Raw genomic sequence first — 12,374 nt, forward strand, 5'->3', positions numbered from 1 at the left:
TCTGCTTGTTTTACGTAAACACTTGTTGTCAAAAGCTTGAACTCCCTTCCGTTACGAGCAGTGAATTCAGATAAAGATACTCTAAAATATTGCAAAACAGTAGCCGATTACTGTTGGCTGCGATCAGTTTGATTTGAACTATCGTTACCCGTTAGAGCACAATGCATCCTCAGTTCGGTCTTTCATTGCGCATACCATTTTAAAGAAAACATCAAGCAACCATAATTCGATTCTCTTGCGGTTCTCCATAAACTTAATATTTTGTTCTGATGCGAAACGGGGTTTTGAACGGATGGATGAAATCCATACTTGCTGGTCGCGCACACTAGGTTGGGTTAAATAAATTAAGATTGGATTCATAGCAGCAATTTGATGGGCGATTCCTTGAATATGCTGCTCAATTTGGCTATCAGAGGCTTGATAATGTTTTAGCAAATCATGAATTTGATGCTGAAAAAACACCGCTTCAAGTACATAAACGGTATCGGTAAGGCTGGCAAGCTCGACGAAACGAGCCCAATGGCGTTGGATTAAATATGTAAACTCTGACTGCGCAACTATAGGCATTTCCGCCCAGCATAACTCACGGGATTTCAACTCTGCATTGAGCGCAATTTGTCCGTTGAACTCCTTAACCCCACGATAGGGCAGTAAAAAATTGCTACCATCCTTTATAGCCCGTAAACTGATATCGTTAGCTAGGTTCGGATAACGTTCCAGAAATTCATTATATTCCTCTTCTCGAAAGAGTGCATGCCAGTTTAAGCTTGCTGGATGCCCTTCGGCACCTTCATCATAAAAAACAGACGATTTGCCTTGTTGCACAAGATAGTGATGCAATCGTTCCGCTAACGTTGATTTACCAGTGCCGCACAACCCTTCGACCAAGATTAACTTGCAATCTTTCTGCATGCAATTTCCTCCTAACAACGAAGTTTACTTTGAGATTCTGAAGATTGGAATACTCTTGTCACCCAGATTTTCGCATTTATCTAATATATATTCATATGAGTCTGATTTTTCATTCAAGCTAATACTCTTACACTGATACACCTTTTTCCCTCTGTCATTCTCTGCACTCATACCATCTCTTGTATTATCAATTGTCCAAGTAATTTCTTTTCCATTTGAACGCACATCATATATCCAGTATCCCCCATCAATAACTGGTGGGATTAACATGAGATAGTCTCCATCACCATTATTATGTCGTTGAACCAACTCATTCAGTCTCTTAATATCCTTTTTGTCGAATCGGGTAAGGATAATGTTTTGTGTGTCATTCGTTTTCGAAGTATTATTTTGCGTAAGAGTTAAGGTTAGAATAATAACCAAAACCGCAATAATCCCAATTAAAACTCCGATTGTAAGCTTGGTATTCAATTAGGCCCCCCCTTAATAACTACATTTTGAATATTGACGCATAATGTTCTTGAAAGTCGCGTTAAAACAAAAGCTGCAGTTGATCCTCCGATCTGCTGCAGCTTTATTTATTGAACTAATGTGTCAGAATTAATACGTTCCCAATAGTAGTCTGCTATTTCATCAATTGAGTCGTAGAGTGGTACTTCCCTTTACGGTTAGGGCGTTTTTTAACTAATCAAACGGAGTTAGCAATTGGTGCGTATGCATAAAAAGTATTTATATACATTTAATCCCATATCATAGTAAAATGAACGAAAACATTTTACCTACTTTACGGTTTTTGAGAGTAAAAAAGAGGAGGTGCGCATTACGTTGAACCTGCAAATTATGCCGCAGCAATGGAGGAAAAACGGAATCGCTTATTTGGTGGCGGTTATATTAATTGTTTCTCTGTTAATAGGAGGGCTGTCTGCTTCTCCATTGGTAACAAGTGCTGCCGATGCTCAACCTGCGGGAATAGAGATTGAGCTGAAGCTGGGCAGCGATACGGCTTTAGTAAATGGCAAAGAAATAAAAGTTCAAGGTATGTATGAAACAAAAGGCGTCACAATGATACCCGTTAGAGTGTTAATGAAAGCGTTCGAGCTAAACATTCAATTTTTTAATAGTGCCCATGAAAAGTCTTTCACATTGAATAGCAAATCGTATCGGGATTACAGTGCTTATGTAAAACTTGGCGCGCTGGAAGCTCAAGTGGGCGGCAAAGTTGTAAAACTTCCTCAGCCGGCGGTAGAGAAGCAAGGCTCCCTTATGGTTCCGTTGCGGGTTTTTGCCGAGTCCCTTGAAGCCGTAGTCAAGCTTGACAGGAAGAATAAGACGATTCGTATTACGAGAGCGGCTGATATTCTCGTCGACGGCAAGCATCGTATAGGCAGCAGTAAGGATAGCTGGTCGATCGCGGCACCGCTTTATAACCCGAGCGAACCGACCGCCACTAGTTTGTTTGGATTCGAGACCCATCCGGGAGCCTGGAACTGGAGCGGATCGCTAAATGCAAATCCGAACGCTAGTTTCACTGTTACGATATGGACGGATGACGGCGGGAAGCCATTGACGGAGGACGAGTCGTTGGAGCAACTGAAGAAGCAAATCCATACGTCTTGGTTTACGATTCAGAAGCGGACATTGAAGACAAGCGACGGCAGTTTCGTCGGTTTTGTGGCCGGCCATAATGAACCGTTTTCCGTCACGTACTCTCAATTCTGGATCCTACGGTTGCCGGAGAAGACATACTATATCGAGATCTTTATTGGCAATGGTTCAGTGGAAAAGCATACATGGGTAGCGGATCAGCTGCTCCCGACTTTCCGCGCATCTTTCGATGATAAGGACGCCAACAGTAAGGATGTTACCTTGATCAAGCAACACGCAACGAATTAAAGAACAGAACACCTTCCAGTAAGCCGACTGATGCGCTCCGTAATTCGTATTAGGTACTTCAACAACAAGCCGGCAATGGATCTCTGATCTGCAGCCGGCTTGTTGTTTTCAATTAATGTTTTAATTGTCAGGTCAGGAGCTTGATTAAACAGTCTGCTTCCCGCTACTAATCCCCCTCGCCATCTTGTGTCCGTGGGAAGAAGTCAATATCCTTCCTTAACAAGGAGAAGCTTCTCCTTCGTCAGCTAAGAATTACGGTCTTATACAGTTCACGTTTGGGCGTGTGTCGCGTATTCTATCGAGAAAGGATTTTGATTCGCGGAGGCAACGACAGTGGGATATTACGTAACGGTAGAGCCCGGGGTAAAGCTCTACGTTGAGGACATCAACCCGGGAGGAAGCAAGACGATCGTGTTTCTTCATGGCTGGCCGTTCAGCCATGACCAATTCGAGTATCAGTTCGATGTACTGCCGAGCGCGGGGTTTCGCTGCATCGGTATCGATTGGCGCGGCTTCGGCAAGTCAGATCGCCCCTATGGCGGTTATACTTTAGAGCGGCTTGCGGACGATATCCGCAAAGTCGTTGACGTGCTACAGTTGAAAGATTTCGTGCTCGTCGGACATTCGACCGGAGGCGCAATAGCTATCAAGTACGTGGTGCGTTACAATGGCGGAGACGTATCCAAGCTTGTGCTAATAGACGCGGCAGCGCCAACGGGCTTCACCAAGGAGACTGCAGCACAGCTGCTGAAACAAACGTTGAACGACAGGGCAAATATGTTGCGCGGCGTAACTGACATTTTCTTCTTCCAGTACATCACCAAGCCATTATCGGACTGGTTCAATCAGATAGGCATGCAAGCTGCCGGCTGGTCAACGGCCGCGATCATCATCACGTTGCGCGACCTTGATCTGAATGCCGACCTGCCAAAAATCCAAGTGCCGACACTGATCGTGCATGGCATTCACGACAAGGTTATTCCATTCAGCCAGGCAGAAGAGATGCATCGAAAAATCCCCCATTCACGGCTCGTGCCGTTCATGTACAGCGGCCACGGTTCGTTCTACGAAGAGCGCGACAAGTTAAATGAATTACTCCGGGAATTCACTGTAATGAACTAAATGAAGAAAACGGCAGCCTCCCTTCTTCAATAAATAAGGCAGCTGATCCTCTGACCAGCTGCCTTTACGTTGTTTTCAACTATTGTTTCTCGCTCAATCACTTATAATATTACCGCTTCATTCTGCAATCTTGTGATAATTTCATCAACGGTTTTTTCAGGGGTTAATTCAGATGAGTCTAACCACAGTCCAATTCGAGGTGTTTCATTTCGTAGTACACTATCTAACCCTTCAACGGTCCAAGCACCATAACCTTTCTTTGAACGTATAGATTCCCTTAACGTAACAACCGACGAGTGCGGGCAAAGCACCACCACATATAGAGGGCGGCTTTCGATATAAGAAATAAAATCATACAACAAAGGTCCAATGACGACATCTTGAACGACAACCGTAAACCCTGCTTCGTGATACGTCTCCGCGGATTGTGCAGCCAACCGATATCGTAGGCGTAGCTGATCCAATTCTTCACTTCCCGCGTCTGGACGAACTTCTTTACGATTATGCACAATCATTCTTCGGAAAATATCTCCCCGCAAATGCACCGATTTCTCAAATCGTTCGGAGAGTAGCTGCGCCACTGTTGATTTTCCACTTGCCATTATCCCGGTAATTAAAATAATGCTGGGACCTTCCGACAACATAGGAGCATCCTCCTTTTCTTTTTACCTGTATTGTACAGGAAGAAATAACTGATCAAAGGGCGAATTTCACCATAATTGATTTATTCCGCTTTTCTGCCCTTTACTTCAACAAATACGACAGCTGATTCACTGAATCAGCTGCCGAATGGTTGTTCTGAACTCCCGTTAGAGCTGAACTCCTATGAGCCAGTAGACATGAAAGATAAGTGGGATTGCCCACTCTTTCATATTATCTTGAATAGTTTGTAGAGTTAATTTGATTCCAAAACCAACAATGAGATCCTTGTGAAACAATTAGGCGCTCAAAGAACAGTTCGAAATTTAGTTTAATATCTTCACCTTCACTATCAATCGAATCATAAATTGAACGGTCAAATAAATAGTCTTCCCTACCCTCGTTTACACGATCTCCATTAACAAAAATAACGGTTTGACCATATTTAGCTATGGGATATAGATGCTCGGGTATATGATGTTTATTCAAATAGTCAATTATATCATCAATACCAAAGATTATCCAAGAGGGATTAGACCGACCAGATTCATCTTGAAAAAGAATAGCACCATCATGAATAAGTAAAAATTCACGATAATCTTGTGGAATTTTGAATGCAGTTTCTTCTGTAAATTCATTGATTCTTTCTTCTGTGCATGCACTATGGAAAACAAAGGAACTTTCAAACAAATATCCTAGTTCTCTTTGGACTTTAATGATTGGAGTTTCTATCAATCGTTCTTTTAAGTTGGTTAGAGTTAAGAAAAGAGTATTCAATGTATCCTCCTCCATTGTATCTACCAATTAGTGAATTGAGTATGTTTATAAGGGTACTTAGCGCTGTCGAACCAATGTATTATACTCGCATTATTATACCAAATATTGGAAATGCCCTATCCATTAACGCAGCAAAGCCACCGATCAGCACCGGTAGCTTCTACGGCTGTCTGTCCTCCCTTTAAATTTATGATAATGGATCTAGTTGTACTTTCTTGATCCTGAGTGGCTCGTTTAAAATGATCTCATTAATGTTCCTTTTTTGGAATCGCGTTCAAACAGTGTCATCCTCTCGATCGTCCTGTTGTTCATCAATTTGCCCGCGTCCATTATCCGAAATGGAACGCCTTGTAATAGATCAATGACCGAGTTTTTTGCTTCATCATGGTCGGACGTCACATAGATATCACTCTCAAGAACGATATGATAAATGTGAACAATATTCAAATGATCAATTTAGGCACGCTGCCTAGTTTGGCAGCAAATTATTTACCGGAAGTCATTTTCGAATTGGAAAACAAAAACATAGATGTCAAAGTTACGATTCGCAACACGTCTATGGAATTGTATCAAATGCTGAAATGCGGTGAACTCGACGGTGCCGTTCTTGAGAAAAATGCCGTCCATTCTTCAATCTGGAATGCAGATCTATTCATTGAGCCTTATTATACAGTCGTTTATCCAACACATCGTTTGTCCAAGTATCCATCTGTCACTTTACACGATATAGCAAATGAACCGCTAATATTGAACCCGCCAGATTGCAGCATACGCAGACTATTAACATCATTAATGCTAGAAGAGGGTCTTCATCCTCAGATAAAAACCGAGGTCTTCTTCAATGATTTCATCCTTGGTTATGTAGCAGCAGGTGCAGGCATCACTTTCGTACCGAAAATAGTATCTGAACATATAGCAAATCATTCTTTAGTTAGCATTCCCCTTAACGATGCCCGAGCTAGAAGAACAATTTCGCTTCTATCTCAGTCTGAGGATATCGGGAAGTTTTTAAGACCCTATTTCAGAAAAGCATAATTTATTACTGGCAGAAATAAGTCCGAAAAAGTCCATTAACCTAATGTCGCAAAAGATCCGTTCGATTCACTAACTGATTCTCCGGAAGGCTGCCTCACTTGTTACCTAGAAACTGTCATAATAGTTCCTCCCCTTAAATTAAGAGAAAGGCCGCCGGTCATAATTACCGGCGGCCTTTCTTCTTTATTCAGCTAATGTTCCCAGTCTTAGCTTAATGTCGAACTCCTAAACTTAAATCCTATGAATTGCCACTTCAATTTGTTTATTAAGTTTCGCATTCTTCGCGTTGTCTACGGTTTCATTATGCCAATACAGAATAAGAACATTTTTGTATTCATAGATGTTTGGTAATTGCATATCATACTTTTCCTTTTGATGATTAAAATCATTCAAACCTTCTTTTCGAGCTGTCTCTGAATTAAAAATGTATATTGAAATGTACTCTTTATAAAGTTCTTTTACAGTTGATCGAGACACAGAAAACCTGTTGCCGTTAACGTTATTTAATACCCAATCATTATTCAGTTCCTCTTTAAACATTTCAATTCCCTCAGTTTTCAAAGCGGTTATCACTTTATCCAAAGTAAGATTGTTTTCGTTTTCCGTCACAAGCTTAACTTTATCATTCACATTCACTGGCTCATTTTTCGTTTGATTAGAAAAGCATCCAGTTAGAATGAAGCAAATGGCTATCAGTGTAATCATCTTTTTTTCCATAATGCCCCCCTTTTCATCAGTTAATCGACGTTCGGAAATAGAGGAAGGTTGCAAGATAAGGGATTATTGTTAGAACTCGAGATAAGCCATAGATTCTTTGTTAGGATATTATTTTTGAGGATCTCACGAATCTTTATATGTTCGGTATTTAATCATTCACTGAAGGATCGAATTTCACCTGACATCCTATTTATGACCAATTCTTTTCCATCGACAGTTATATTATAAAATAAGAGACCTTTTAGATAAGAATCAACGTCAATAGAACATTTCTCTGGAAGAGAGTACCTAATGTTCTCATTAATATCAATTACTTTTGCTTCCTTCCCTTCCCTTACAAATGCCAGTCCATTAACAAATGGTAACGCAGCATCATATTTAGAGTTTATAACTTCAGTACCTGATGTATTAATATATCCATACTTCATAATTTTAGAGTTAAAGATAAAAGCCATTCCTTCGCTAAAGCTACTTCCTAGGTGCTTACTAAATGGAATTATAAGATTCCCGGACCTATTTATATAGCCGTATTCGTTCCCATTTGAAACAAGAGCCAATCCCTCAGAGAAATCTTCTTGAACCTTATAATCATTATTAAAATTAATTACCTCACCGTTAATATCAATAAAATAAGATATATTTTTAAGGGTTACAAAGGCAGCACCATTATCAAATGGACTTGCTTCATCATATATAGCATTGATCACTATACCCCGATTATCTAAATAACCATACCTTCCATCTTTCTCGAATAGATATAGATTTGCAGAAAATGAGAGAATTCCTTCAACTTCTTCATATGTATATTCTTTTAAAACAATCCCACTGTTATCAATGATAAGATAGTTATTATTAACTTCAACCCATGCCTGATTATTCGAATAAGGACCTGCTTGATCATAATTTATATCCATTAAAGAATGACCATTAACAGTAATGTATCCCCATTTTCCATTCACTTCTACGGGATATCTAACCACTTTAATAATATGTTGCATACACTTATACCTCATTTTCAACAATAATTAGTCATCCGACATTGTGTAGTTTTAAACTAATGTTACCCGATAGTTTAATACTTTAATTCGTTTATTTGTTTTGTCTTATTACGTCCTCTGTCCTTGCCTCTAGTTGCTTATAGTAAAGGTAAAGTGGTCTGTTGTTGTTTATTGCATTTGTCTCGATATGTATATCTCGCTTGCCAATAATACCGCCGTATATTTTTAATATTGCATAGTTTGAATTACCTGTATTTACGTATTGAATTGAGTAGCTTTTATAACGTGTCCACATATCCTTATAAATGCCATCAATAATTAGTTGGTTGCCTGAGTGTTTTACTTCATTAAGTTCTATATCGGTGGAAGAAATAGGTTCCCTATAAAACCACAAAAAGAATAGGAAGACTAAAATTACTCCAAGACCTAATAGAGCTTTTGCTTTTTTATTCTTTATCTCTATGGTTATGGTTATTTCCTTTTTCAAATGTTTTCTCCTCTCGATAACAAGAGTATTTAAGCCCTTAGTCCAACATGATAATACCACATATTGGAACTATTCTCCCGTTTAATAAATCGTGCAAAATGGGGATCCAGCATGTCTGTATAGAAGGACGACAAACAAGAACCCTGCTCAAAAATAAAAAAGTCGCCATTTATGCGACTCCCATTAAATAGTAGATGTTCTGCGGCAACTACCGCTCATGTTCGGTGAAAATAAAGTATTAGACTGGAGTCATTGATTTAACGCGGCTTTTGAATTGAAGGATCGTCAGCTTTTGAAAAAAAAGTTTTAGACTGATCCATTAAAAGCAGCAGCGGCGGACCAAGACTTGAAAAATAAAGTCTTAGACTGCCGCTGTTGTCATCAACTAACGTGCCCATTAGCGTAATCCACTGTTGAGTGAGAAATTTAAACTCAATACTTGTATAACGACCTATGTCGCTATTCCAGATAAAATCGTTCTAGCCAGCTGCTCCAGCACTCGGCAGCCTTTATGGTCTTATTGGGAACCCCTACCAGAAGATAGGGAGGCCCTAAAGAACATTAAGCTTGTTTGTCTGCTGGTTTAACTAAAGTTTCCATCAAGCGAACGATCATCGCAACTGACTCAGCACGAGTAGCATCACCTTGAGGATTGAACTGACCGTTACCAACTCCACCAACAACTCCTGCGTTAGCAAGGGCATTGATTTCGTTTACTGCCCAGCTGTTAGCCGAATCAGCGAACTGGTTAGTTTCTGGTTTAACAAAGTTAATCATACGAGCAAGAACTGCCGCCATCTCTTCGCGAGTTATCTCTTTCTCCGGTTGGAAAGTTCCGTCAGTGTAACCTTTCAGAATTCCTTTATTAACCAACGTTTGAATAGATTCAGCTGCCCAATGACCTTGAATGTCGTCGAAACTTTGACCTTGAGTAGGTGTGATTCCAAAAGCACGCATGATCATTGTTGAGAATTCTGCCCGAGTAACTTTACCATTAGGGTCAAAGTGCTCCGCGTCCTTACCATCAACAATACCCATTTTAGCAGCCTTATCAACTACACTCGAACTCCAAGAAGTAGCAGGTACGTCTACGAAATTAGGAGCAGTACCTGTCGCAGCCTTAGTAAGAATGTTCATAATCAGAGTATTGCTGACAATATCTTGATTTGCAACAGGATGCACAAGAGTCGGAACTGTAGGTATAGTCGCCGTAGGTGGTGCCACAACCGGAGGTGGTGTTGTTACTACTGCCGAGTTCACAGTGACCACAGAAGTTGCCGTATGTCCACTGAATGAAACAGTAATGGTGGCTGTTCCATAATGAACCGCAGTAATCACACCTGCAGTAGATACCGTAGCAACCGATGTATTGCTGGACGAATACGTGGCTTGCGAAGTTACAGTAGCTGTAGTTGTGTCACTATAAGCTGCTGTTACTGCCAAAGAACGAGTACCTCCAACGGTTGCTGTTGTAGTAGCAGGGGAAACCGTAATGCCTGTTACAGTCGGAGCAACCGGAACTACAGTAAGAACTACAGAATCAGTTTGCCCACCGTATGTTACAGTAATTGTAGTTGTACCTACGCTCAGAGTATTAACGAATCCAGTGTTATCGATTGTAGCTACGCTCGCATCCGAAGAAGTCCAAGTAGCCAAGGAACCAAGGTTCGAAATAGAAGTCATATCAGACATAAGTGCAGATGCAATTACCGGACCACTAGTTCCAACCGGAACCGAATTGTTCTGGTAGTTACCTTGGATAGTTACACTTGTAGTTGTAACAGGAACCGCAGTAATAGCAATCGGAATATTTACTACCACCGAACCGATAGTACCAGTAATCGTAACTGGACCAAGGTTAGGTGCGATTGCGGTAATCAAACCTGTGGAGCTTACAGTTGCTCTAGTTGCATCCGAAGTAGTCCAAACAACTTGGCTAGTTACATCAGCTGTCGAAGCATCCGAGAACAAACCAGATACTGTCGATTGAGCTGTTTGTCCAACAACGAGAGTATGATATCCCGGAGTTGCAGTCATAGCCAACAGAGTTGGTTGTGGCATAATTGCGGCAACAGTTACGTTGATAGTAATAGGTGGAAGATTGTTATATATCACCGTAACAACACCTGTTATTCCAGGCATCATGGCTATCGACGAAATCACACCACTAGCACTTACCTGAATGAACGGATTGTTCGAACTATAAGTAGCTTGTGTTGGGGCAATGTCAATTTGAGAATCATCGCTGTAATTTGCCTTCAAAACAATCTGATGAGTCACTGCTTGAGTAATTGTTACGTTAGTAGAATCAATCCACAAACCTGTGAAAGTAGGTGGAGCCGCCGTTACTGTAACATCAACCGTACTAGTGAAAGCACCGTTTGTCACTGTAACAGTAGCCGAGCCTATGCCCACTGCAGTGATAAGTCCTGCGCTAGAAACTGTAGCAACATCTTCGTCAGAAGAAACATATGCAGACGAATTTGTAACATCTACAACGCTAGGAAGACCTCCAGTCAAGTAATTCCCAGTAACAGTTAATTGTTGTGTTTGTCCAACGATCAAAGAAGGAGCGGAAGGACCCGCAGTAATCCCTTGAAGAACTGGTGAACCGGAATTAATTGTTACCATTACCGATGCTTGCACATCACCAACACTTACTGTAACGACCGGTGGTAAGAAATTTGTAGACAGAGCTGTCATTACACCCGCAGGACCTACCGAAAGAGAATTCGGGAAGTTGCTGACGAAAGTCGCTTGGGAAGTCAAATCAGCAGTAGAATTATCTGAATAGTGACCTGTAACAACAAGAGTTATCGAATCTCCAACAGCCATAGTTGTCGTGTTATCGGTGTTCAACGTTATGTAATTCAACGTAGGAGCCTGAACTGGATTAACGGTTACAGGAATGTCTACCGATACATTATTGTAGACAGCATTGATCGTAGCTGTTCCAACACTAATAGGCAAGAAAGTGCTTGCGCTATCAAAATCAACTACATCAGAATTAGAAATTGTCCAATCAACCAAACCCGTCACATTGGTTGTAGTGTTGTTACTCCAATTTGCAGTAATGGTGATAGGTTGAGCCGTATCATCCATATGCAATGCTAAAGAGCTTGGAGTTGCGGTAAGACTTGTGATAATTGGAAGAGCTCCCGGAACTGTGATCTCAATCGTCGCAGAATAACCTCCGTATGCCCCTGTAATCGTAGCCGTACCGCCACTAACAGCGGTGACTTGACCGTTCACGTCGACAGTTGCAACACTAGTATCATCCGATGACCAGTCTGCCAATTGCGTTACGTCATCCGTAACAGAGCCTCCGTAGTACGCGGTCAAAGTGAACATTTCGGAAGTACCAACATCAATGGTTGACGTTTCCTTGTTCGTATAGACCGACACCAATACGGCGTTAGCAGACGCGATGCTGCTAAGCATGGTAAAAATAAGTGCAAAAACCATAATGCTTGCTAAGTATTTCTTAGCTGTGTTCCTTGACAACATGCCTAAACCCCCAGATGATTTTATATATAAACGCCAATAGACGAATATATCCAATGTTACCGTGGGGAGTATTGCCGGTAATATTTACCTGCGCAACACTCCGGACAAAATGTAACTTACTTGAAGAAGGTGTTTATAAGAGAAATTAATGTTAGTTGTCATGTTGTCACCCTCCTTAGTCCAATAAATAACTCCTCTCTCAATGTTTACATGTGTCTATTATACCATTCTTAAGGCCCAAAAGAACTACATTAGAGGGCTGCCTATACGTAACCTTAAGCCCATAT

Annotated in this window: 11 protein-coding genes; 3 read left to right on the forward strand and 8 right to left on the reverse strand. The window is 41.0% G+C overall.

Annotation, left to right across the window (positions count from 1 at the left end; genetic code table 11):
* Positions 1–144: 144 nt before the first annotated feature.
* Positions 145–912 (reverse strand): P-loop NTPase family protein, encoded by a 768-nt coding sequence (locus PGL01S_RS04135; protein WP_127491705.1) that lies wholly within the window; start codon positions 910–912, stop codon positions 145–147.
* Positions 913–936: 24 nt separating this feature from the next.
* Entirely contained in the window at positions 937–1,383 is a 447-nt protein-coding gene (locus PGL01S_RS04140; RefSeq protein WP_127491707.1) for a DUF4362 domain-containing protein, read from the reverse strand.
* A 354-nt stretch (positions 1,384–1,737) separates the two neighbouring features.
* Here PGL01S_RS04140 and PGL01S_RS04145 point away from each other — a divergent pair, with 354 nt between their 5' ends.
* Positions 1,738–2,805, forward strand: a complete 1,068-nt coding sequence (locus PGL01S_RS04145; RefSeq protein WP_127491709.1) for a stalk domain-containing protein — start codon at positions 1,738–1,740, stop codon at positions 2,803–2,805.
* Between the two features lie 333 nt (positions 2,806–3,138).
* The gene (locus PGL01S_RS04150; protein WP_127491711.1) at positions 3,139–3,927 is read left to right on the forward strand and encodes an alpha/beta fold hydrolase; all 789 of its coding nucleotides are present in this window, start codon (positions 3,139–3,141) and stop codon (positions 3,925–3,927) included.
* Positions 3,928–4,028: 101 nt separating this feature from the next.
* Here the strand turns inward: PGL01S_RS04150 and PGL01S_RS04155 are convergent, their stop codons facing one another.
* Both PGL01S_RS04155 and PGL01S_RS04160 read right to left on the reverse strand, forming a co-directional pair.
* Positions 4,029–4,571: an AAA family ATPase gene (locus PGL01S_RS04155; protein ID WP_127491713.1), complete on the reverse strand. Its 543-nt coding sequence runs from the start codon at positions 4,569–4,571 to the stop codon at positions 4,029–4,031.
* A gap of 229 nt (positions 4,572–4,800) precedes the next feature.
* Positions 4,801–5,343 carry an SMI1/KNR4 family protein gene (locus PGL01S_RS04160; RefSeq protein ID WP_164775374.1) on the reverse strand — a complete coding sequence of 181 codons (543 nt, stop codon included), beginning with the start codon at positions 5,341–5,343 and terminating at the stop codon, positions 4,801–4,803.
* Positions 5,344–5,775: 432 nt separating this feature from the next.
* Between PGL01S_RS04160 and PGL01S_RS04165 the strand changes: the two genes are divergently transcribed.
* Entirely contained in the window at positions 5,776–6,378 is a 603-nt protein-coding gene (locus PGL01S_RS04165; protein ID WP_164775375.1) for a LysR family transcriptional regulator substrate-binding protein, read from the forward strand.
* 231 nt (positions 6,379–6,609) lie between these two features.
* Here PGL01S_RS04165 and PGL01S_RS04170 read toward each other — a convergent pair whose 3' ends face one another.
* From PGL01S_RS04170 to PGL01S_RS04185, 4 genes are all read right to left on the reverse strand, one after another.
* Positions 6,610–7,095: a hypothetical protein gene (locus tag PGL01S_RS04170; RefSeq protein ID WP_127491719.1), complete on the reverse strand. Its 486-nt coding sequence runs from the start codon at positions 7,093–7,095 to the stop codon at positions 6,610–6,612.
* 152 nt (positions 7,096–7,247) lie between these two features.
* Positions 7,248–8,093: a WG repeat-containing protein gene (locus PGL01S_RS04175; RefSeq protein WP_164775376.1), complete on the reverse strand. Its 846-nt coding sequence runs from the start codon at positions 8,091–8,093 to the stop codon at positions 7,248–7,250.
* A 91-nt stretch (positions 8,094–8,184) separates the two neighbouring features.
* Positions 8,185–8,580: a hypothetical protein gene (locus PGL01S_RS04180; RefSeq protein WP_127491723.1), complete on the reverse strand. Its 396-nt coding sequence runs from the start codon at positions 8,578–8,580 to the stop codon at positions 8,185–8,187.
* A 561-nt stretch (positions 8,581–9,141) separates the two neighbouring features.
* Complete coding sequence (locus PGL01S_RS04185) at positions 9,142–12,087, reverse strand: Ig-like domain-containing protein (protein WP_127491726.1); 2,946 nt, start codon at positions 12,085–12,087, stop codon at positions 9,142–9,144.
* Positions 12,088–12,374: the final 287 nt, after the last annotated feature.

The sequence above is a fragment of the Paenibacillus glycanilyticus NBRC 16618 genome (assembly GCF_004000805.1).
In the GTDB taxonomy this organism is placed as follows: domain Bacteria; phylum Bacillota; class Bacilli; order Paenibacillales; family Paenibacillaceae; genus Pristimantibacillus; species Pristimantibacillus glycanilyticus.

Bases quoted from the DNA above. Each gene is read 5' to 3' on its own strand.
- PGL01S_RS04135 (WP_127491705.1), bottom strand. From the start codon at position 912: ATGCAGAAAGATTGCAAGTTAATCTTGGTCGAAGGGTTGTGCGGCACT.
- PGL01S_RS04155 (WP_127491713.1), bottom strand. From the start codon at position 4,571: ATGTTGTCGGAAGGTCCCAGCATTATTTTAATTACCGGGATAATGGCA.
- PGL01S_RS04170 (WP_127491719.1), bottom strand. From the start codon at position 7,095: ATGGAAAAAAAGATGATTACACTGATAGCCATTTGCTTCATTCTAACT.
- PGL01S_RS04175 (WP_164775376.1), bottom strand. From the start codon at position 8,093: ATGCAACATATTATTAAAGTGGTTAGATATCCCGTAGAAGTGAATGGA.
- PGL01S_RS04185 (WP_127491726.1), bottom strand. From the start codon at position 12,087: ATGTTGTCAAGGAACACAGCTAAGAAATACTTAGCAAGCATTATGGTT.